At 44.2% G+C, this 20047-nt stretch carries 23 protein-coding genes; 16 read left to right on the top strand and 7 right to left on the bottom strand.

Annotated features, from left to right (window positions below):
• Positions 1 to 9 precede the first annotated feature (9 nt).
• The 9 genes from EKM76_RS03610 (at position 10) to EKM76_RS03570 (ending at position 7706) form a co-directional block, all read left to right on the top strand.
• Positions 10 to 774, top strand: a complete 765-nt coding sequence (locus EKM76_RS03610; protein WP_125549331.1) for a ParA family protein — start codon at positions 10 to 12, stop codon at positions 772 to 774.
• Positions 767 to 1639 carry a ParB/RepB/Spo0J family partition protein gene (locus EKM76_RS03605; RefSeq protein ID WP_125549330.1) on the top strand — a complete coding sequence of 291 codons (873 nt, stop codon included), beginning with the start codon at positions 767 to 769 and terminating at the stop codon, positions 1637 to 1639. The genes EKM76_RS03610 and EKM76_RS03605 overlap by 8 nt, the downstream gene beginning before the upstream one ends.
• The gene (locus EKM76_RS03600; RefSeq protein WP_125549329.1) at positions 1639 to 1842 is read left to right on the top strand and encodes a DUF951 domain-containing protein; all 204 of its coding nucleotides are present in this window, start codon (positions 1639 to 1641) and stop codon (positions 1840 to 1842) included. The genes EKM76_RS03605 and EKM76_RS03600 overlap by 1 nt, the downstream gene beginning before the upstream one ends.
• 94 nt (positions 1843 to 1936) lie before the next feature.
• On the top strand, positions 1937 to 3037 hold the full coding sequence (gene ychF / locus EKM76_RS03595) for a redox-regulated ATPase YchF (RefSeq protein ID WP_125549328.1): 1101 nt from the start codon (positions 1937 to 1939) through the stop codon (positions 3035 to 3037).
• 14 nt (positions 3038 to 3051) lie between these two features.
• Positions 3052 to 3744, top strand: coding sequence for a DUF1129 domain-containing protein (locus EKM76_RS03590; protein WP_125549327.1), 693 nt, complete (start codon positions 3052 to 3054; stop codon positions 3742 to 3744).
• Positions 3745 to 3964: 220 nt separating this feature from the next.
• Entirely contained in the window at positions 3965 to 5452 is a 1488-nt protein-coding gene (gene guaB / locus EKM76_RS03585) for an IMP dehydrogenase (RefSeq protein WP_125549326.1), read from the top strand.
• A gap of 180 nt (positions 5453 to 5632) precedes the next feature.
• Entirely contained in the window at positions 5633 to 6067 is a 435-nt protein-coding gene (locus EKM76_RS03580; RefSeq protein ID WP_125549325.1) for an SHOCT domain-containing protein, read from the top strand.
• Positions 6068 to 6107: 40 nt separating this feature from the next.
• Entirely contained in the window at positions 6108 to 6737 is a 630-nt protein-coding gene (locus tag EKM76_RS03575) for an SMI1/KNR4 family protein (RefSeq protein ID WP_125549324.1), read from the top strand.
• 66 nt (positions 6738 to 6803) lie between these two features.
• Positions 6804 to 7706: a YihY/virulence factor BrkB family protein gene (locus EKM76_RS03570; RefSeq protein WP_125549323.1), complete on the top strand. Its 903-nt coding sequence runs from the start codon at positions 6804 to 6806 to the stop codon at positions 7704 to 7706.
• A gap of 10 nt (positions 7707 to 7716) precedes the next feature.
• On the opposite strand, the gene rbsK is transcribed toward EKM76_RS03570, so the two are convergent.
• Both rbsK and EKM76_RS03560 read right to left on the bottom strand, forming a co-directional pair.
• Positions 7717 to 8646, bottom strand: coding sequence for a ribokinase (gene rbsK, locus EKM76_RS03565; RefSeq protein ID WP_125549322.1), 930 nt, complete (start codon positions 8644 to 8646; stop codon positions 7717 to 7719).
• A gap of 169 nt (positions 8647 to 8815) precedes the next feature.
• On the bottom strand, positions 8816 to 9004 hold the full coding sequence (locus tag EKM76_RS03560; protein ID WP_225417864.1) for a hypothetical protein: 189 nt from the start codon (positions 9002 to 9004) through the stop codon (positions 8816 to 8818).
• A 248-nt stretch (positions 9005 to 9252) separates the two neighbouring features.
• Between EKM76_RS03560 and EKM76_RS03555 the strand changes: the two genes are divergently transcribed.
• From EKM76_RS03555 to EKM76_RS13390, 5 genes are all read left to right on the top strand, one after another.
• Complete coding sequence (locus EKM76_RS03555) at positions 9253 to 9579, top strand: hypothetical protein (protein ID WP_125549321.1); 327 nt, start codon at positions 9253 to 9255, stop codon at positions 9577 to 9579.
• A 362-nt stretch (positions 9580 to 9941) separates the two neighbouring features.
• Positions 9942 to 11042 carry a prephenate dehydrogenase gene (locus EKM76_RS03550; RefSeq protein WP_125549320.1) on the top strand — a complete coding sequence of 367 codons (1101 nt, stop codon included), beginning with the start codon at positions 9942 to 9944 and terminating at the stop codon, positions 11040 to 11042.
• A 1-nt stretch (position 11043) separates the two neighbouring features.
• A complete protein-coding gene (locus tag EKM76_RS03545) occupies positions 11044 to 11568 on the top strand; it encodes a shikimate kinase (RefSeq protein WP_125549319.1) in 525 nt (174 codons plus the stop codon).
• Positions 11558 to 12760: an MFS transporter gene (locus EKM76_RS03540; RefSeq protein ID WP_125549318.1), complete on the top strand. Its 1203-nt coding sequence runs from the start codon at positions 11558 to 11560 to the stop codon at positions 12758 to 12760. Before EKM76_RS03545 ends, EKM76_RS03540 begins: the two co-directional genes overlap by 11 nt.
• A 59-nt stretch (positions 12761 to 12819) precedes the next feature.
• Positions 12820 to 12957: a hypothetical protein gene (locus tag EKM76_RS13390; protein ID WP_164507575.1), complete on the top strand. Its 138-nt coding sequence runs from the start codon at positions 12820 to 12822 to the stop codon at positions 12955 to 12957.
• 249 nt (positions 12958 to 13206) lie between these two features.
• On the opposite strand, the gene hflX is transcribed toward EKM76_RS13390, so the two are convergent.
• Positions 13207 to 14481, bottom strand: coding sequence for a GTPase HflX (gene hflX / locus EKM76_RS03535; RefSeq protein ID WP_125549317.1), 1275 nt, complete (start codon positions 14479 to 14481; stop codon positions 13207 to 13209).
• Between the two features lie 233 nt (positions 14482 to 14714).
• Here hflX and EKM76_RS03530 point away from each other — a divergent pair, with 233 nt between their 5' ends.
• Entirely contained in the window at positions 14715 to 15092 is a 378-nt protein-coding gene (locus EKM76_RS03530; RefSeq protein ID WP_125549316.1) for a DUF1694 domain-containing protein, read from the top strand.
• Between the two features lies 1 nt (position 15093).
• Here EKM76_RS03530 and EKM76_RS03525 read toward each other — a convergent pair whose 3' ends face one another.
• The 4 genes from EKM76_RS03525 to EKM76_RS03510 form a co-directional block, all read right to left on the bottom strand.
• Positions 15094 to 16269: a multidrug effflux MFS transporter gene (locus EKM76_RS03525; protein WP_125549315.1), complete on the bottom strand. Its 1176-nt coding sequence runs from the start codon at positions 16267 to 16269 to the stop codon at positions 15094 to 15096.
• A 164-nt stretch (positions 16270 to 16433) separates the two neighbouring features.
• Complete coding sequence (locus EKM76_RS03520) at positions 16434 to 17228, bottom strand: metal ABC transporter permease (RefSeq protein ID WP_125549314.1); 795 nt, start codon at positions 17226 to 17228, stop codon at positions 16434 to 16436.
• Complete coding sequence (locus tag EKM76_RS03515; RefSeq protein ID WP_125549313.1) at positions 17221 to 17937, bottom strand: metal ABC transporter ATP-binding protein; 717 nt, start codon at positions 17935 to 17937, stop codon at positions 17221 to 17223. The genes EKM76_RS03520 and EKM76_RS03515 overlap by 8 nt, the downstream gene beginning before the upstream one ends.
• 46 nt (positions 17938 to 17983) lie before the next feature.
• Positions 17984 to 18880, bottom strand: a complete 897-nt coding sequence (locus EKM76_RS03510) for a metal ABC transporter solute-binding protein (RefSeq protein ID WP_125549312.1) — start codon at positions 18878 to 18880, stop codon at positions 17984 to 17986.
• A gap of 382 nt (positions 18881 to 19262) precedes the next feature.
• Between EKM76_RS03510 and EKM76_RS03505 the strand changes: the two genes are divergently transcribed.
• Complete coding sequence (locus EKM76_RS03505) at positions 19263 to 19823, top strand: hypothetical protein (RefSeq protein ID WP_125549311.1); 561 nt, start codon at positions 19263 to 19265, stop codon at positions 19821 to 19823.
• Positions 19824 to 20047 lie beyond the last annotated feature (224 nt).

Here is a 20047-nt window from a genome sequence, read left to right as displayed (position 1 = left end):
ACTGAATTTATGGCACAAGTGATCGCCATCGCGAATCAAAAAGGTGGTGTCGGTAAGACGACCACCGCGATCAATTTAGGCGCTTGTTTGGCTGAACTTGGCGCACAAGTGTTACTGGTGGATGCCGATGCACAAGGGAATGCAACCAGTGGCGTTGGGATTGAAAAAAGCCATATTGAACATGATATTTATAATGTGTTGATCGATGAATACCCATTAGAACAAGCAATTCAGCATACACAGCGAGCCAACTTAGATATTGTGCCGGCAACGATTCAACTGGCCGGTGCCGAGATCGAGCTGACCAATTTGATGGCGCGTGAATCGCGCTTAAAACTAAGTTTGGCGCCTGCTCGTGAGCAATACGACTATATTTTGATCGATTGCCCGCCAGCGTTAGGTAATCTGACGATCAACGCCTTTACCGCTAGTGACAGCATTCTGATCCCAGTTCAAAGCGAATATTACGCTTTGGAGGGCTTAAGTCAGTTGTTACATACGATTAAATTAGTCCAGAAGCATTTCAATCCGAATTTACAAATTGAGGGCGTCTTGTTAACGATGTATGATGCGCGGACTAACTTAGGTGCGGAAGTTGTCGCCGAAGTGCGCAAATTTTTCCCGCAACAAGTATACCAAACGATCATTCCACGCAATGTACGTTTGTCGGAAGCTCCTAGTCATGGCCTACCGGTGATCGACTACGATAAACGCTCTAAAGGCGCAGAAGTCTACGATTTATTGGCGAAGGAAGTGTTAGCTGCCCATGAATAAGCAAAATAAAAGTCTTGGCCGCGGCATGGATGCGCTGTTCAGTGATTTTGATGATTTCACTACGCCGCAAGCCAGCGAACAAGTCACGATGATCGCTTTAAGTGAAATTCGTCCAAATCCATACCAACCACGGCGTCAATTTGACGAAACGGCGTTACAAGAACTTGCTGCATCGATCAAGGAAAATGGCGTATTTCAGCCGATCATTGTGCGTAAAAGTATTAGCGGGTACGAATTAATTGCTGGTGAACGGCGTTTTCGTGCGTCTAAGTTAGCTGATAAAACAGAAATTCCGGCGCTGGTGCGCAAAGTCGACGAATCACTAATGATGGAGATCGCGGTGTTAGAGAATTTACAACGTGAAGATCTGAACCCATTGGAAGAAGCGGCCGCCTATGATATGCTGATGAAGAAGCTACATTTGACGCAAGAGCAAGTCGCCACGCGCTTAGGTAAAAGTCGCCCGTATATCGCTAACTATTTACGGCTGCTAACATTACCGGCGCCAGTGAAAAAGTTGGTTGAAGCGCAGGCGCTGTCGATGGGCCAAGCACGGACGCTTTTAGGCTTAAAAGATAAAAGTAAAATGGTTACCGTCGCGCAACGGACGATCAAAGAACAATTAACGGTGCGCGAGCTGGAGCGTTTAGTCAGTCAATTAAATGCGGCTAAACCGGTTAAGCCAGCGCCGCAACCAGTTAAATCACCTTATCTAAAAGTCAGTGAAAATCGACTGCAACAGCATTTTGGCACTAAAGTTAATATTGCTGCTCATGGTGATAAAGGCAAGATCGAAATCAATTATTTGTCGACGGCGGATTTAAATCGTCTTTTGGATCTACTAGGCGTTGAGGAGGAATCATGATGTTTGATTTAAACGATATTGTTGAAATGAAGAAACCACACGCATGTGGCGCTAATCGCTGGCAGATCATCCGGGTGGGTGCTGACATCAAAATCCAATGCACGCAATGTCAGCATATCGTCATGATGTCGCGGCGTGATTTTACCCGTAAGCTGAAAAAAGTTTTGGAAAAAGCACCTGATAACGAGTCGGGTACAGAATAATTTTTAACTAAAAGTATAAATGTGTCTAAAAAAGGCCGATTTCAAATCACCTATTTGGGCATGCTTTAAATTCTAGAAAGCGAGTGACAATAAAATGGCTTTAACTGCAGGTATTGTCGGCTTACCTAATGTCGGCAAATCAACATTATTTAACGCGATCACAAAGGCAGGCGCGGAAATGGCGAACTATCCTTTCGCCACCATCGATCCTAATGTCGGGATGGTCGAAGTACCAGATAAACGGTTAGCACGAATCGATGAAGTTATTCCCGCAAAGAAAATCGTTCCCACAACTTTTGAATTCACTGATATTGCCGGCATCGTTAAAGGCGCCAGCAAGGGTGAAGGTCTGGGCAATAAATTCTTAGAGAATATTCGCCGAGTCGATGCAATTGTTCACGTAGTACGCGCATTTGACGACGATAATATTACGCATGTTACTGGTAAGGTAGCACCGCTAGATGACATCGAGACCATTAACTTGGAATTAGGTTTGGCCGATTTAGAAAGTGTTAACAAACGCTTGGCTAAAGTTCAGCGCGATGCTAAATCACGTGATAAAGACGCGCTAGCCGAATTAGCGGTTTTAGAAAAAATTCAGCCTGTTCTAGAAAATGGTGGTTCAGTACGCTCACTAGAATTTGACGAAGATGAACAACCTATCGTTAAAGGATTATTCTTGTTGACGGCTAAGCCAATTCTGTATGTGGCTAATATTGCGGAAGACGATATGGCTGATCCAGAAAAATCAGTTTACGTGCAGCAGATCACGGAATATGCCGCTAAGGAAGGCGCCGAAACGATTGCTGTTTGTGCGGAGACTGAAGAGGAAATTGCTGAATTAGATGATGCCGACAAGGCTGATTTCCTGGAAGCTGAAGGCGTTGAAGAACCTGGTTTGGATCGTTTGATTCGCGCCTCGTACCATTTGTTAGGCTTAGGCACTTTCTTCACTGCTGGTGGTAAGGAAACCAAGGCATGGACGTTCCAGCGCGGAATCAAAGCACCACAAGCCGCTGGTATTATTCATTCTGACTTTGAACGTGGCTTTATCCGTGCTGAAACAGTCTCGTTTGCCGACCTAGATCAGTATGGTAGCATGCAAAAGGTCAAGGAAGCGGGCCGTTTACGTGCAGAAGGTAAGGAATACGTCGTCCAAGATGGCGACATCATTGAATTTAGATTCAATGTTTAATTGGAGGGTAACGCATGAGTGATGATAAGCAAGAGCGCAACGCTGGCGTGCAGCAACATCAGCACAAACCAGTTGGACCAGATGAATTAACTAAGCGTAATCAAGATTATTTGTACCATTTAAAAAAAGCTTTAGTCGAAACTAAGCTGACACCAGAAAAGCAACAGGCTGCCATTGACGACATGATCCCCAAAATGTTGGCGGGCCAAAAACAAGGCCAAACGGCACGTCAGTTATTTGGTACGGTAACGGAGCAAGTTGTGGCGATCATTCAAGGACCAAAAACAGATCCGAATGCGTCACAAAACAAGTGGCTGTTAATGTTAGATAGTTCATTGATGGTTTTCATGGTCTTCAACTTGATGTATGGGATCATGTTCTTCTTCAGTAATAATTCTAAAATTCAAACAGGCCAAGCCGGTATTTTATCAGAATTAATTTTGGCGATCGTCGCTGGGTTCGGTATTATGCAAATGCAATTAAATATGGGCAACTGCGGCCAAAAACGGATGCCGATTTGGCGGTTACTGGTTTATGGGGTTATTTTCTTTATCGTATTGACGGGGACTTATACCTTAGTTATGTTGATCCCCGGGCCGTTGAACGCTAATTTGCCAGCTGCAGTTTACATTGTGATCGGTGCAGCGGCATTAGTATTACGGATTTATCTGAAAAAACGCTTTAACATTAAAAATACAGTCTTTTAAAGATAAGTGTGTCACCGCGATTATCGGTGGCACATTTTTTAATATCCGAACATTTATGTAGTGAATGTTAATAATAAGCGTAAAAACCGAATATAGAATATAATTTATTAATTTTTGTTTATGAAAAAAAGATTAAAAAGCCTTGACGCTATTAAATATCTCTGGTAAGTTAGTCGGTAATCTAAAAATAAATACTCCACTGAAGGGATCGATAATCGCCATGTCTAATTGGGACACGAAATTTGCGAAAAAAGGTTACACGTTTGATGATGTTTTATTAATTCCAGCAGAAAGCCACGTTTTGCCACATGATGTAGATGTCAGCGTGCAGTTGGCGAAGAATCTACACCTCAATGTACCAATTATGAGCGCGAGCATGGATACCGTTACGGAGTCAGCAATGGCAATCGCGATGGCACGCCAAGGTGGTCTTGGTGTGATTCACAAAAACATGACGATCAAGCAACAAGCCGATGAAGTCCGCAAAGTTAAACGTTCTGAAAGTGGTGTTATCGTTGATCCGTTCTATCTGACGCCAGAACATACGATCCAAGCTGCTGAGGATTTGATGAAGCGTTATCGAATCAGCGGTGTCCCGATCGTTGATTCGTTGGATAGCCGGAAATTAGTCGGAATCATTACGTTCCGCGATATCCGTTTTGTTACCGACTATTCAGTCGCTATCAGTACTGCGATGACTAAGGAACCATTAGTTACAGCACCAGAGGGGACTTCTTTAGCCCACGCTGAACAGATTTTACAACAACATAAAATTGAAAAATTACCTTTAGTTGATGCGGCAGGCCGTTTAAGTGGCTTGGTCACGATTAAAGATATTGAAAAGGCAGTCGAATTTCCTAATGCAGCTAAAGACGTGCAAGGGCGGTTATTAGTTGCGGCAGCAGTTGGTGTCACAAGTGATACTTTTGACCGTGCTGAAGCGTTACTTGAAGCTGGCGCGGATGCGATCATTATCGATACTGCCCATGGTCATTCTGCCGGTGTGATCCGTAAAATCGGTGAAATTCGTGCCCGCTTCCCTGAAGCAACTTTGATTGCCGGAAACGTCGCTACAGCCGAAGCAACTCGTGCTTTATATGATGTAGGTGTTGATGTAGTCAAAGTCGGTATTGGTCCTGGTTCGATTTGTACGACACGAATCGTTGCTGGCGTCGGTGTGCCACAATTAACGGCTATCTATGACGCTGCCAGTGTGGCACGCGAATATGGTAAAACGATTATTGCCGATGGTGGGATCAAGTATTCCGGTGATATTGTTAAGGCGTTGGCTGCTGGCGGTAACGCAGTAATGTTAGGTTCAATGCTAGCAGGGACTGACGAAGCGCCTGGCGAATTTGAAATCTATCAAGGTCGTCGCTTCAAGACTTATCGCGGTATGGGTAGTATGGCCGCGATGGACAGTTCTCACGGCTCTTCTGATCGTTACTTCCAAAGCGGCGTTAATGAAGCCAACAAATTGGTTCCTGAAGGTATTGAAGGCCGTGTCGCTTACAAAGGTAGCTTAGCCGATATCGTCTACCAAATGGTTGGTGGCTTACGGGCCGGAATGGGTTATGTTGGCGCAGCTGATCTACAAGATTTAGCCGACAACGCACAATTCATTCAGATCTCAGGCGCCGGCCTACGTGAATCGCATCCCCATGATGTTCAGATCACCAAGGAAGCACCCAATTATTCAGTTCAATAAAAATTTAAACGCTACTCGATCGTCGCCTGACCCAGGTGGCGATTTTTTTTTGGCTGCATGTTGTACTTCAACCATGGTCAAGGTAAACTTAAATTAATTAATGTACGTGATTTTATGAAGCGTAACGTTCAAGTTGGTTAATAAACAACTAAAATTGTGAAGTAGCGAGGAGTTTGCCTAATGAAAATTAAAGTAAAGCAGCCAGCTGCGGTTCAGCTGACGTTGGATGAACAGGAGTTAGTGGTCCAACAAACGGTCAAGCACGGTTTGAAGCGGTCGTCTGTTGTCACTACCGTACCGCGTACAGCTTTGATCGGTATGGAAATGCATCAACCAACTGAGGATAATAACGGTCATTTTCAAGTGACTTATCAGTTAGATAAAAAAGCGGATAAGCAAATTGTCGATTTTTGGTTTGGTCGGTCCGACGCACCTTTTTTGAATGAACTTCATCAGATTTTAGAGCAGCAAATCAATAAGAACAGTGAATGGGGCGAGGCTGATTTTGTGGCTAATGGTCAGCTGATCATGGAATATTTAGATATGCGGGACAAAGGCTTACTGACTAATGCAGAATTTGAAGCCAAAAAACGTGAAATTTTAAGATTAGATTGAACCGACATTGCGATTGATAATCTGAAGGGAGTTGTGAGCTATGGCCAAGCAACGACAAAAGCAAATGAAGAATAAGTTGAAAAACTTACAAAGGGCGACGCAAGCACGGCAGCAACGCATTCAAAAACAAGCACCTGATCAGCCAAGTGCGTTGGCGCAGAATTTAGCGTTATTATCAGACGATGAGCCGAAATCAAGCGCGCTTGAAACGGCGCTTGATGTTGAAAATATGCCGATCGTGCAGCAAGCGCATTTGTTAGCTGATCTGCGACAATTGATTGCCCAACAAAAATTAGTTACGTTGCCGGATAGCCGGCTGACTACCGCTGAGCTAGCGGATCTAGCCACCCAATTACCGTTGCCCCTACCACGTGGTTATCAACAGATGTTACGCGATTTAGGTGCTTTATACGGATTTGGTTATTTTTTTGCTGGACGTAGTACTAAAAATGTAGCTGCTGATCTGGTTTATTTAAACCAAGCCGCACGGCACGATTTATTGGCGCCCGAACAAGCCGCGCATTTATTGATTTTTGCTGCCAGTGAACAACGTTATCTTGCTTTCTCATATGCGCAAGCTGGAACACCGCGGATCGTTCGTGGTGATCAACACCAACAAACTGAGGTGGCGCCAGATTTTGCAACCTTTGTGGCACAATTAACGCAGTAACGCACGATTTTTCTTTTTTGCCGGCGAACTTGCTATACTAGTATTAGAAAGCGAGGCGCAGCGGCTATGAAAAAATGGCGACAAAAATTAGTTTATTGGCAGAAAAAAAGTGCGCCGTTGATCACGACTTATCAAACGGCTAATATTAGTAAAAATGCAGTGGTCGTGGCCTATTATGCGTTGCTTTCCGTTTTTCCGCTGTTGATTTTCTTAGGCAATTTATTGCCCTTTTTGAATATTCCGGTCAAGGAAGTATTAACCTATATTCAGGCGCTACTGCCGGCTTCGATATATCAGACGCTAGCGTCGCAAATCAAAGGTTTTCTAACTAATGGTAGCGGCGGCTTGTTATCATTAGGTGCGGTGATCACATTATGGTCGGCTAGCCGTGGAATCGTTAGTTTGCGCGATAGTGTTAATCAAGCCTATGGCATTAAAACACCGCAAAACGCTTTGCTGGCAAGATTTTTGTCGTTATTTTTAACCCTGTTTTTTGTTTTGTTGATGATATTTTTAGTTTTAGTTTTCGGATTTGGTCAAGATGTTTTGAATTATATCGTGCCCCGATTAGAATTACCCAATGCGATTTTAGCTATTTTTGCACAGTTAAAATTACCGGTCACTGGGTTAATGCTACTGATTATTTTACTGTTACTTTTCTACTTTTTACCCAATGCGCGCCTGCATTTACGTTGCGTTTTACCAGGCACGTTACTAACCGCAACGGGTTGGCTTGTCTTGGCACAGTTTTTTGCCTTGTATGTCCGCTATTTTGCCCGCTCCGTTAGTAGCTATGGTGCCATCGGAACGTTTATTGTTTTAATGTTCTGGCTGGTTTTTATTGCGCAGATCTTGTTATTTAGTGCATTTTTGAATCGATTGATCGAGGAACATTTTTATGGCGAAATTCAACCGATTGCCGGTAAGTTACGTGATTGGTGGGAACGTTGGCGTAGCAAAAAAGCGTGATCACAAAGGATCACGCTTTTTGAATATCGCCATCAGCTAAAATTTCGCTTAAATGAGGAATTGAAGGCTGTGCGCCTAATTTTTGCACAGTTAGTGAAGAGGCTTTATTGGCAAAACGTACTGCAGTATCTAAATTGCTCAAGTCCTTATTCAACTGTGAGCTGAGTGCACCGATAAAGGTATCACCGGCGGCAGTCGTATCAATGGTATCAACTTTAAAGGCTTTAACGAAGCCATGTTCAGTTTTAGTCTGGTAGTAAGCGCCTTTAGCGCCCACCGTGATGATCACAGCGCTGACGCCTTGTTGGAGCAAGGCTGTCGCGGCGGCGTTCATACTCGTTTCATCCGTTACTTTAATGCCGGTCAGTGTTTCACTTTCAGTTTCGTTAGGAACAATTAAGTCGGTCAGCGTTAATAGTTCGGGATCTAGTTCTGTTTTAGCCGGTGCTGGATTTAAAATCGTGGTGACACCGACTGATTTAGCATAACGGAAAGCAGCTAAAGTAGTCGTTAGCGGGGTTTCAAATTCAGCGATCAGAAAATCAGCAGCAGCGATCGTTGCTTGGGCGGTGTCGATATCGCCAATTTTGATTTCCTGATTAGTGCCGCCATCAACGAGAATACTATTCTGACCGTTGTCATCTAGTAAGATAAAGGCTTCACCAGTGTCGGCGTAATTACTGGTCGTGATTTGTGTGATATCGATCCCGGCAGCTTGCAGCGCGTCCAACATCATTTTACCATTAGCATCTGCACCAACTTTACCAATAAAGGCAGTTTGAGCGTTTGCCCGCGCAGCTGCAATTGCTTGATTGGCGCCTTTACCACCACCAGCGACTTGTTTGCCGCTCATGGCCAAAGTTTCGCCAGGTTTCGGCAGGCGGGGAATTTGTAGGATCGTATCGACATTAATACTGCCAAGAATTGTTACACGTGTCATAAATAAGCCTCCAGAGTTGAATTTACCACTATTATAGCGAAAAAAGCGCCGCGACGGCAAATTTAGGCGCTTTTTTGATCATATTGATTTGATAATACTTAGTGAAATAGTTTAAGTTATAAGTGTTCGAAAAAAAACGGAACAGAATTTTCTGTTCCGTTGGCTAAACTTAGCGATATTGGCGCAATGCACGTTGATACTCAGCGGTTGTTAAACGGCCAGCTGCATATTCACGCGCTAGGGTTGCCCGAGTCATTGGTCGCTGGATACGCGCCTTAACGGTTTGCCGTTGCGGTAAATTAGCACCAATTAGGCCAGCCATTAACAGGATCATTAGAATACTAAATTGAATCATCATGGTCACCACCACTTTCTATACTCCTATTGTACCCCATCAAGGCTGATTTACGCGATTATTTTGTTTAAGAAAGTTTGAAAGTTTGTTATAGTAGAGCTTGCTTCCTGTTATCGCTTGGACTATGCGGTAGGTCTAGGTCATGGCCGAAACAGTTTGAGTCGTAGACTTACAACTACGCAGCACTGATTTACCACAAGCGTGGACACAACTTTAATGTTAAAATTAATTCTAAAAAAAGAGGTAAAGCTATGTTTGAACCAACTAAAAAGCGGCAAACCGCAGATGAAGTTAAAGCACGTGTACCAGCAGCAGTAATTAATTTATTATGGCAAACGCTAAGCGATTTTCGGCAGCAAAAGAAAATCATTTCTTCGCCATTGGCAATTGCCTTCAGTGACGATCATGATGCAGATAATATTTATGTTTTAGTTATGCAGGAAAATGGGGACATTGCCGAAGAAGTTACCCTGGCTTATAATGGGCCGGTTGATTTTCTTGGGCAAGGGACGATCGTTATTATTAGTGATAAAAAGAAAGCGATCAGAATGACATTGAGCACACTTAATAAGGAATAAGCGCGTTATCGAGCGCGCTTGTTCAGTTACTTTTTGAAAATTATTTGACGGTTTTCATTTCCTGTGCTATTCTCATTATAATTTAATATTCGGATTTGTCGTGATAATGCTAACCTAGTAGTGCATTACTTCAGTGAACAGAGAATTGGCGGTCGGTGCAAGCCAAGCAGGGTAATGTGATGAATTATATTATAGCGACAATGGTTTTAACCATTATCTAATTATAAGTGCAGAATTTATTCTGAAGCTGGGTGGTACCACGGTAAATCGTCCCTGTTGTCGTAAGGCAGCAGGGACTTTTTTTATACAATATTATCGAGCAGCTAGATGCGACACAATAAAAATGAAATGGGGTGTCAGTTATGACAACCGTACTTATTGAAGGTTTAGGGTTGATCGGCGGATCGCTCGCGCTCGCGCTTAAACAGAAGGTGGCTGACACCTATCTTATTGGGTTAGATCAGAATTTAGATAGCTTGCGTTATGCCCAAGCAGCAGGCATTATTGACGAAGCTGGAACCAACCTAGCGGCAGTGGCACCGCGGGCGGATGTGATCATTTTAGCAACGCCAGTTAAAAATATTGCGGCAACATTACGACAATTGGCAAATCTTAAGCTGAAACCTAATGTGATCGTCACCGATACCGGCAGCACTAAGCAAACAGTCTTGCGTGCTGCTGAACCATTATTAGCGCAAGGAATAACTGTGATCGGTGGTCATCCGATGGCGGGCTCACATAAATCTGGTGTACAAGCCGCAAACCTTGATCTATTTCGCAGTGCTTACTATTTTTTGGTGCCAGCTCAGCACGTAGCGCCTAAACAAGTCGTACACCTGCAACAGCTATTGGCCGGGACACAGGCTAAGTTCTTACAAGTTGCGCCGGCGGAACATGATCATATTGTGGCCATGTTGAGCCACGTGCCACACATGTTAGCGGCCACGTTAGTTAATGAAACCACGCACCAATTTCAAGACTCGCCGACTGCACTGCGATTGGCTGCCGGTGGCTTTCGCGATATGACGCGAATTGCTTCGTCAGATCCGCAAATGTGGACCGATATTCTGCTCACAAATACAGCGGCGATCCAACAAATATTACATCGCTACATCACTGATCTAACTAATTTGGAACAAGCGATGACGACTCGTGATCAAACGGCTTTGTTAGCATTTTTTCAGCAAGCTAAGGTGACACGTGACGCCATTGATCCACAAAAAGCGGGGGCAATTCCAGGATTCTTCGATATTTTTGTCGACATTCCTGATCGTACGGGGGCAATCGCTAAGGTGACGACAATTTTAGCGCAAGCACAGATTCAATTAGTTAATCTACAAATTCTGGAAACGCGCGAAGAATTGAATGGTATCCTACAATTAACCTTTGCTAGTGCGGTGGCACAACAACAGGCACAGCAATTATTAGCTGCAAAACAAATCAGTATTTTAAGGAGGGCGTAACATGTTAGATGTGATTTTAGTTGGATTTATGGGCACTGGTAAAACAACGGTCGGTGAGGTATTAGCCGCTAATTTTAAGCGCCCGCAAATTGATTTGGATGATGAGATCATTACCACCGCTGGTAAATCGATCAAGCAAATTTTTGCTGATTCTGGTGAAGTCGCTTTTCGCCAGTTGGAAACGCAGGTTTTAAAGCAAGCCTTCACTAAAAACGGTATTCTGTCGACTGGCGGTGGTGTCGTTGAATCGGCGGCTAATCGCGAATTATTGCGGCAAACAGCGATTCCAGTAATTTATTTGCAGACAGAACCAGCGGCAATTTTTCAACGTTTAAAAAGTGACGATGGCCGACCTTTGGTGCAGCAGCTTGGTGAAGTGGGTCTACGCAAGCTTTGGCAACGCCGGGTACCACTTTATCAGCAAGTGGCGACACATACGATCACGACTGATACCCGCACACCACAGCAAGTGAGCCAACAAATCCAACAATTATTAGGTCAGGAAGTGCTGTCCCATGAAATCTAAGCGACTTATTCTCGGGTTATATTTAAATTATTTTGTTCTGGGGATCAGCCAAATTATTTTGGCTCAGAATATGGATGCACTGCGGTTACACTGGCACACTACAACAGCCGGCGTGGCGTTTGTTATTTCCGCACTTGGTGTCGGCCGGCTACTCGTTTATCTGCTATCCGGCTTTTTATCAGATCGTTTTGGCCGTCGCCCGTTTGTCTTGTTAGGTATGGGCGCTTTCGTCGTTTTTTATGCGGGTATTTTACTTAGCCCTAATATTTATTTCGCATTTGCTTTCAGCGTGCTTTCCGGTGTAGCTAATTCTTGCCTCGATACCGGTACTTATCCAACACTGATCGATCTATTTCCACAGCGCGATGGTGCAGCTACGGTGATGTTGAAGGCCTTTATGTCGTTAGGCGAACTGTTTATTCCACTGATCATCGGTTTATTGACGGTAGCGCACTTGTGGTATGGCTGGTCAATGCTGTTTGTCGTCGTAGTGATCCTGATCAACGTGGCGCTATTGTGGCGGGCAGATTTTCCTAGCCGAGCCGCAGTTCAACAATTAAGCGCCAGTGAACAGTCAGCCCAGCGGACGCCAGCAAAATGGTACCTTGACGGTGTTTTGTTCGTGCTATACGGTTATTTATCGATGGCGACTTTTTATTTGATCGCCCAGTGGCTGACTAAATACGGCGCCACAGTGGCCGGTATGGGTAACTTGGCGGCGCACGCTTTGTTGAGCTACTACAGTATCGGCTCAATTGCCAGCGTTATCTTGACTGCCATTATGGTCAATCGGCTAGTTAAACCCATGCAGATCCAAGTGGGTTACACCTTTATGGCACTAATAGCGATCGGTGCGATGTGGCAATTTCCCACGCCAACGGTGCTCAGTGTTGGTGGCTTTGCAGTTGGTTTCTTTGCGGCCGGCGGTGTGATGCAGCTGGGTCTGACCACGATGGCCAAATTTTTTCCGATCGGCAAAGGTTTGGTCACGGGTATTTTCTATACTGCTGGTGCACTGGCTTCGTTTACGATTCCGTTGCTCACTGGCTGGTTAGCGCAGACCAATATGCACAGCATTATGTTAGTTGACGTGCTCATCGCTGCCTTGGGTTTTGTGGTTTCAGTCGGTATTAGTATTCGCTACCGTATATTGTTCGCTAAATCAGCGCCAACATTGGATTTAGTGGAATAAAAAATGACGACGACCTAGCATAAATATGCGCGGTCGTCGTCATTTTTTGTCCAATTCTAATGGTTTATTTTGTGGCGCCGCGCAGTGATGAAGAGAAAAATCAAGGTCGGAATCAGAACGATCAGCCACCAACGGCTAAAGTTGGCGCTAAACCAAAGTTCACAGCCAATAATAATGATAAACACGAGGGCGAGTAAATAATATTTCACAGTCATGGGTCGAGACCTCCCGCGGATAAGCATAATAAGCATCGGACAGCTGCTATTTTCATAGCGATCGATTTAAAATGTCACTTGTTGCTTTAAGTATAATCGATGAACTAATATTGCAAAACAAAAACGCATAGGCTATTCGCAGGCGTGCGTAAAAAGTTAACGCCGCACTATATTGCGCCATAATAAAAAGCACTTCATTGCCGATAAATTCCGGAATGAAGTGCTTGTCAATTAAACTTCAATAATGTATTCAGCTAATCGTTGGCGATCCTCAGGACTAACTTCGGCGGTAATTTGCGTACCGTCAGCCGTGTAATCTTGCGCGATAATATTTGTTTGTTCATTGAGATAGTCGACCCACTTACCAGCAGCAAAAGGAATCATGAACGTCACTTTGGTCAAGTTAGCAAATAATTCTTTGATGATCATTTGCGTCAATAATTCTAATGAAGCGGGATCAGTGGCTGCATAAACTAAATCATGCTCGCCGGTTTGTAATGGGAATGTGGTTTCCGGTTTACGATCGGCTTTATTATAAGCGTAGATCATTGGAATATCATCGATACCCATGGCGTGCAGTGTTTTTTCAGTTACTTTGATCATTTCTTGATAATTAGGATCAGAAAAATCGATCACTTGGATCAATAAATCAGCCGCTGCTGCTTCAGCTAGTGTAGAGCGGAAAGCTTTGACAAGCTGGGTGGGTAATTTATTGATGAAACCGACTGTATCGCTGAGTAGGAACTTCTTGTTGTCAGGCAAAGTAATTTCGCGCACGCTGGTGTCTAAGGTAGCAAACAACATATCTTGTTCAAAGACAGTCTTAGGCGTGTCCTCATTAAAGCGGCGCAATAAGCCGTTCATAGTGGTTGATTTACCAGCATTAGTATAGCCAACTAATGCGACGGTGGGCAATGCCGCACGATCACGTTGCGCCCGCTTAGTCTGTTGCGCCACTTCCATTTGTTTCAATTCGTGCCGTAATTGGCTGATTTTATTTTTGATCGTCCGTTGGTTCATTTCCAGCTTGGTTTCACCGCTACCACGGTTAGCAAAACCAGGGCCGCCGCCTTGTTGCATTAAGTTGGCCTGTTCGCCAGCTCGTAGTCGTGGCAGTTCATATTGCAAACGGGCAATTTGCACTTGGACTTTGGCTTCACGACTTTGCGCACGATTAGCAAAAATAGCTAAAATCAAGCCAGTCCGATCTAATAAAGTCATTTTTAAGTTTTGTTCCAGATTACGGATCTGTGATGGGCTTAATTCGTCGTTGACAACTAAAACATGCGCGTCGTTTTCTTCCGCTAATTGGCGAACCTCATCCAGCTTGCCGCTACCAAAATAAGTGGCAGCCACCGCGCGCTCTAAATTTTGGCGAATATCGCCGACCACCAACATATTGTTAGCTTTGACTAATTCGTTTAATTCAGCCATATCGCTTTCAAAATAAGCTTGGTTTTGGCTGACGCCACCGATCAATACTTTAGTTAATTCGATTTCTTGCATATTTCCTCCGTATGTGGCGTATTTACACCACTAATGATTTTGAGTTACGGTTAATTATAGGAAAATACGTTTCTTTTTGATCATCTTACAAGTCTCCTTTACGCCAGTCGCAAGTATCGCCGACGTTAAATACAGGTTTTAAATTTGTGACTGTGCCTGTATTTAGTTGATTTGTCGCACTTTCATTGTAACATGGTAGTAGAATAAAATAAAAGCATTGGAGGCACGCAAAAATGGCAGATGACATCCAAAATTATCTGAAAAATCATGTTTTTAGTCAGCCGCAGTTAAAGCCGGATGAGCAGCGCGCTTTTCTCGGTAATTTTCGTGAGCGCGTCGCATTGGCGCTGACAATTAAGCAATTACGTACGGCCAAAGCGGAAGCGTTAGTCCGTGACGTTTTAGCACGCTATCCCGGTATGCGTATTTACATTAATGGCCGGATGGGGAAAACGCTGATCAATCGCTATTTGCGGGTAGCAGTCGCGACGGATTATCCATTTACGATATTAGCGCAAAATGGGCTACGGGTGACGCAGCCGCTAACTGACCAAGATTTTGGCTTAGTCATCGCAGGACAACAAAAAATGACGCGCCCAATTGTATTATGATCTAGTGACTTAGCGGGGCTAATCTGCGTTGGTAAACCGCTAGCGCAGCAATTTCGCATAAGAGAATTAGAACCGCCAGCGGCATATAGGAATCTTGTCCCAATAAGCCAACAAATGGTGAAAGCACCCCACCAATCAAGTTTTGGGTCAGGCCTAGCAAGGCCGACGCGCTGCCGGCATTAGCGTGTGCGTGCTGCATCGCCAGTGAAGCAGCCACGGTGCTGACAATGCCGACCATTGAAGCAACTAAAAATAGTGGAATTAACACCAAAGTTAAGTGGCGGGGCAAAAATAAGGTGACAAATAAGGCTAAGCCACCGATCAAAGCAATCAGCACACCGCCGTAGAGCACACGATACTCGTTGAAACGAGTGGCCAGATAGCCAGCTAGTTGTGACATGACCACGATGCCGAGACCGTTCAGTGCATAGACCATGCTGAAACCTTGCGCTGAAAGGCCGAAAATATTTTGTAGCATAAATGAAGAACCAGAAATATAGGCAAATAGGCCGCCAGAGACTAGCCCAGTAACCAGCGTGTAGCCCATAAATATGCGATCATGCAGCAGAATGTTAAGGATGCTAAGTGAATTTCTTTTTACGGTGGTCTCGGCGGGATGTGTTTCGGGTAAGCCGAGCCAAACGCTGATAAATAGAACTAAACCAACGGCGGCTAAAATATAAAAAATACCGCGCCAAGTCGTGAACGTAAGCACGAAGCCGCCAATGATCGGTGCGATCACTGGGAAAATACCGTTGACCCCCATTAGTAGCGCATAGAATTTAGTTAACTTTTTACCGGTGAATAGATCCGTTGCGATCGCCCGTGACGTCACTAATCCAGCTGCACCAGCTAAGCCTTGAATGGCCCGCAAAAAAATCAGCCACCAAACATTAGTCGCCCAGCCGGCTAACAAGGAAGCGACGGTAAAGACAACCATACCAGTTAAGGTTGGTAATTTACGACCAACGCGGTCACTCCAAGGACCAATAAAAATTTGACCGACTGCTAAACCGATCAAGCAAGTGGTGATCGATAGTTGCGTTAGTGAGGCGCTAGTATGTAACTGCTGCTGTAATTGCGGTAGCGCAGGTAAATACATGTCCATTGAGAGCGGACCAAAAGCGCTCAATGTTCCCAGTAAAACCAATAACCATAATTCACGCCGCTTACTCATTTAAATAATCTCCTTGTCTATCAAACGGTTGTTTATTCCAAAAAAAATTAGACCCGCGTCGGATTTTATTCGGACGCTGCCTAATGTGTATTTTACGATACTTAAGTTAAAACGATAAATGGCTGAAAAATAATTTTTGTAACTAGACTTGAATTATTTTTTGGTTAGCCTTGCCGCCAATGATTATACCCTAAAGCGACGATATAAAACAAACATTCAATGGAAGCAATGAAAAACGTGACCGGCCAGTTAGTGATGTAGCCTAGGTACAAGCCGCCCCAGACACCGACCAGCGACATGCCGATCGCCACGACCATCATCCCGCTGACGGTATGTGCAAAGTAGCGCGAACTTGCTGCTGGTAGGGTCAGCAAGACGAAAATCAATAGTGAACCGACGATTTGCGCAGCGACACTTACCGATAGCGCCAATAAAACTAAGAAGATGATCGATAAAATGTTAGTCCAGAGACCTTTGACGCGCGCGCCAATATGATCGAAGGAGTCAAATTTTAAATCACGGTAGATGAATAATAGAACTAATAAAACAACTGCCGATAAGACGATCACTTGGATCACGTTGGCGCGACTAATGCCGATAATACTACCAAATAAAATATTAGTGGCGTAACTTGAAGTTTTGTTGGCTAACGACAGGAATAAAATACCTAGGCCGATAAATAGACTGGAAATAGCGCTGATCGAAGCTTCACGCCGGGCGGCTTTAACGCTGAGTTGACCAACGATCACCGAACTGACCATGGTGAACAGCAACATGCCGTTAAGTGGAGGCCAACCAGCAAAAATACCAAAAGCTGCGCCAGCAAAGCCAATTTCTGATAGGGTATGCGTCAGAAAAGACATATTGCGGGCAATGACGAAAACGCCAACGATGCCACTAATGATCGCGATAAAAGTACTAGCCAGAAAGGCGTTTTGCATAAAAGGTAGACTAAGCATGGCTCGTTTCACCTCCACGGTCGGCGCTGATCAACGCATCTTCAGGTAATTTAGCGATCGGGCCTAATTCATAGCCCGACCGACGCAATAATAAAAACTCATCCGCATATTGCTTGGCTAAAGGGAGATCATGAGTGACAAAGATCACCGTTAGATTCTGTTCACGGTTGAATTTTTTAACTAATTCCAGTAATTCGTATTTCATCATATTATCGAGACTAGCTGTTGATTCGTCTAAAATTAATAGATTCGGCTGCTCAACCAAAGCTTGCGCTAAATAAGCACGCTGCTTTTCGCCACCAGAAGCCATCCCTAATGGCCGCTTAGCGATGGCAGTCAGGTTAGTTGTCCGAATAGCAGTATCGACGGCTTGGCGCTCTTTGCGTGATAACCAAGGTAAATGGATCCCGCTAAGATTTAGACTGACAAAATCACGTACGGTCAACGGATATTCTTCATCCAGGTTACGAAACTGCGGCACATAACCGATACGAATCGCTTTACGTTCGGGGAAAAAGCTGATCGTTCCAGCGCTAGGTTTCAACTGATGTAACAGTGCGCGGATCAAAGTCGTTTTGCCGGCGCCGTTTTCACCAACGATACTGAGAAAACTACCGCGTTGTAACGTGAAATTTAGATCTTGAAAAACTTGGTGATCAGGGAAGTTGACCGCCAGATGTTCAACTGTTAAAAGTGGTGATTGCGTCATGATGACCTTCCTTTTTACTAGAGAGTGTTTAAAAAGCGTTAGATAGTTATTGCGTTTTCTGAATTTTGGCGAGTTGCTCATATTGCTGTAGCATCCACTGCCGATAATTAAGACCATGGGGCATCGTCTCGGTAACTTTGATTACTGGGACGTTATGTTTATTGGCTAGACTAACCAAGTTTGCGACGACCTTGTCGGTAGATTGACTATTTTGAACAAAAAAGGCGATTTTGTGTTCAGTGATCGCAGTTTGTAGCGACTTAATATCGCTGGGTGATGGATCAGTGCCTTCTTCGATCGCACGTGCAAAATGTTGGTCACTAATTTGATAGCCTAGTTCGGCTAATGCATAGTTGAAAACTGGTTCACTCACGGCAACTTTTTGCCGCTGACTATTTTGTTTTAATTGGTTTAATTTAGTTGAGATCGGTTGGAGTGACTTAATATATTTTTCCGCGTTACGCTGATAGGCCGCCTGATGTTTCGGATCACGCTTAGCGTAGACTTTAGCTAAGTGGCGGGCTAACTTGCTCATAGTTGTTTCATTATACCAAAGGTGTTCATTGGCGCCGGTTTTTTTGCTCATTAAATCTTCACCAACACGAATGCTAGTCACGGCTGAATTACCGTTGGCCTTGACTAACTTTTGCATCCAACCGTCATAGCCGATACCATTAGCGATGACAACATCCGCGGCGGCAACTGTTCGTGCAGTTTTTGTGGTCGGTTCAAAATCATGCGGATCAGTATTTGGGCTAGTAATAATTGAGGTAACGGTCCCGTGATCGCCAAGGACTGCTTTAGCCACTTCACCATAAAAATTAAGCGAGCTAACCACCGTGATACCATCGGTTTTGGCGGCTGGCTTGGTTGTGCACCCCGCTAGGAGCAATAAAAGACTGGCCAGCAAGGTCACGCTAGCCCAAAGTTTGTGTTGCTTCATTTGTTAGGTCTCCTTCGCAAAATTGTCGTTTACGCGTCAAGAATTCAGTAGAAACAGGATCAAATTAAAAAAGTGTTATGTTCCGCAACTCGTTTGTAAGCTAGACCGTTTAATTTGTTATACTGAAATATGTCTAGCAACGCTTCAAGAATACTTAGCTTAGTTTACTGGTAAAATTTAATTTGTCAAGTTGTTTTATTCTGATTAAGACAGCAAACGTGGATTGGTAGCTAGCTAAAATAATTAATTTAGTTTCCTTAAAAACAATTATTTATTAAAGGATCAATACCCATTTAACGGTAATTATTGATCGTGGCTTTAACAAGATCCCTAAGCTAAGCGGGGATATATTTCTATAAATGGTTACAACGGAGGGGTAATAATGGCAATTAGTAAATCGACTCAAGCTGAATTACAACGGTATGCTCGCGCCCAAACGCGCTTACGGTTGGTTAAAAATGAACGAACGTACTTTGAACAACTAGGCGCTCGCGTTGGTCGTGATATTCATTATCATGGTGTGCTGCGGTTTACACCGAAAACACATTTGGTCGAGGCGGATGAATTGGCCGGTTATATGATTGATTACGTTCAAGCGCGCACGGCTGAGGGGATGGACGAAGCCACTGCGTTAGCACAGGCCGCGACGATCTTTACTGTCGATTCACCAGAAAATCCGTTGGTGATCAACCCTGAATATCGCCAATGGCAGACTTATTATGCTCAGCTAGAACAGGTGACCTACAAAATACTTTGGTTGGTTTTTGGCAGTCGGTTACTGATCGGTACAGTAGTTGGCGCCATGCTCGGGGTTTTGGCGGAAAGTCGTTACGCTGATCGGGCGTTGGGCTGGTTGTTTTGGCTCTTACTGGCACTAGGCGCGCTACTTGGACTGGGTCTAGGCATTGCCAGTATGCTAAAGGTGGCGTGGTCAGAGCACTAACGCCGCCAGTCCACTTTGACGGTATTAGCGCACTATTTCATGAATTAGATTAAACGCTTAGTTAGCTCAATTAGGATCCCAAATTGTCAAATCAAGTGCAACAGTATCGACCTATTCTTATAAATTGGTATAGTTAATCATCTAAATCAATGAATAGTTCACTGGCGCAGTTGTAGTTCAAGCTCCGACGTGGCCGGTGGTTAAGCGCGTCTTGGATTCCTTGG

The organism is Loigolactobacillus zhaoyuanensis (assembly GCF_003946385.1).
In the GTDB taxonomy this organism is placed as follows: domain Bacteria; phylum Bacillota; class Bacilli; order Lactobacillales; family Lactobacillaceae; genus Loigolactobacillus; species Loigolactobacillus zhaoyuanensis.
This window is presented reverse-complemented; position numbering and strand designations above follow the sequence as displayed.

What these genes read in the sequence shown, in the direction of transcription:
- EKM76_RS03545 (WP_125549319.1), top strand. Translation starts at nt 11,044, where the DNA reads ATGTTAGATGTGATTTTAGTTGGATTTATGGGCACTGGTAAAACAACG.
- EKM76_RS03600 (WP_125549329.1), top strand. Translation starts at nt 1,639, where the DNA reads ATGTTTGATTTAAACGATATTGTTGAAATGAAGAAACCACACGCATGT.
- EKM76_RS03515 (WP_125549313.1), bottom strand. Translation starts at nt 17,937, where the DNA reads ATGACGCAATCACCACTTTTAACAGTTGAACATCTGGCGGTCAACTTC.
- EKM76_RS03610 (WP_125549331.1), top strand. Translation starts at nt 10, where the DNA reads ATGGCACAAGTGATCGCCATCGCGAATCAAAAAGGTGGTGTCGGTAAG.
- EKM76_RS03530 (WP_125549316.1), top strand. Translation starts at nt 14,715, where the DNA reads ATGGCAGATGACATCCAAAATTATCTGAAAAATCATGTTTTTAGTCAG.
- EKM76_RS13390 (WP_164507575.1), top strand. Translation starts at nt 12,820, where the DNA reads ATGGTTTATTTTGTGGCGCCGCGCAGTGATGAAGAGAAAAATCAAGGT.
- hflX (WP_125549317.1), bottom strand. Translation starts at nt 14,481, where the DNA reads ATGCAAGAAATCGAATTAACTAAAGTATTGATCGGTGGCGTCAGCCAA.
- EKM76_RS03550 (WP_125549320.1), top strand. Translation starts at nt 9,942, where the DNA reads ATGACAACCGTACTTATTGAAGGTTTAGGGTTGATCGGCGGATCGCTC.
- EKM76_RS03525 (WP_125549315.1), bottom strand. Translation starts at nt 16,269, where the DNA reads ATGAGTAAGCGGCGTGAATTATGGTTATTGGTTTTACTGGGAACATTG.
- EKM76_RS03520 (WP_125549314.1), bottom strand. Translation starts at nt 17,228, where the DNA reads ATGCTTAGTCTACCTTTTATGCAAAACGCCTTTCTGGCTAGTACTTTT.
- rbsK (WP_125549322.1), bottom strand. Translation starts at nt 8,646, where the DNA reads ATGACACGTGTAACAATTCTTGGCAGTATTAATGTCGATACGATCCTA.
- EKM76_RS03555 (WP_125549321.1), top strand. Translation starts at nt 9,253, where the DNA reads ATGTTTGAACCAACTAAAAAGCGGCAAACCGCAGATGAAGTTAAAGCA.
- EKM76_RS03575 (WP_125549324.1), top strand. Translation starts at nt 6,108, where the DNA reads ATGGCCAAGCAACGACAAAAGCAAATGAAGAATAAGTTGAAAAACTTA.
- guaB (WP_125549326.1), top strand. Translation starts at nt 3,965, where the DNA reads ATGTCTAATTGGGACACGAAATTTGCGAAAAAAGGTTACACGTTTGAT.
- EKM76_RS03560 (WP_225417864.1), bottom strand. Translation starts at nt 9,004, where the DNA reads ATGATGATTCAATTTAGTATTCTAATGATCCTGTTAATGGCTGGCCTA.
- EKM76_RS03505 (WP_125549311.1), top strand. Translation starts at nt 19,263, where the DNA reads ATGGCAATTAGTAAATCGACTCAAGCTGAATTACAACGGTATGCTCGC.
- EKM76_RS03570 (WP_125549323.1), top strand. Translation starts at nt 6,804, where the DNA reads ATGAAAAAATGGCGACAAAAATTAGTTTATTGGCAGAAAAAAAGTGCG.
- EKM76_RS03510 (WP_125549312.1), bottom strand. Translation starts at nt 18,880, where the DNA reads ATGAAGCAACACAAACTTTGGGCTAGCGTGACCTTGCTGGCCAGTCTT.
- EKM76_RS03580 (WP_125549325.1), top strand. Translation starts at nt 5,633, where the DNA reads ATGAAAATTAAAGTAAAGCAGCCAGCTGCGGTTCAGCTGACGTTGGAT.
- EKM76_RS03590 (WP_125549327.1), top strand. Translation starts at nt 3,052, where the DNA reads ATGAGTGATGATAAGCAAGAGCGCAACGCTGGCGTGCAGCAACATCAG.
- ychF (WP_125549328.1), top strand. Translation starts at nt 1,937, where the DNA reads ATGGCTTTAACTGCAGGTATTGTCGGCTTACCTAATGTCGGCAAATCA.
- EKM76_RS03540 (WP_125549318.1), top strand. Translation starts at nt 11,558, where the DNA reads ATGAAATCTAAGCGACTTATTCTCGGGTTATATTTAAATTATTTTGTT.
- EKM76_RS03605 (WP_125549330.1), top strand. Translation starts at nt 767, where the DNA reads ATGAATAAGCAAAATAAAAGTCTTGGCCGCGGCATGGATGCGCTGTTC.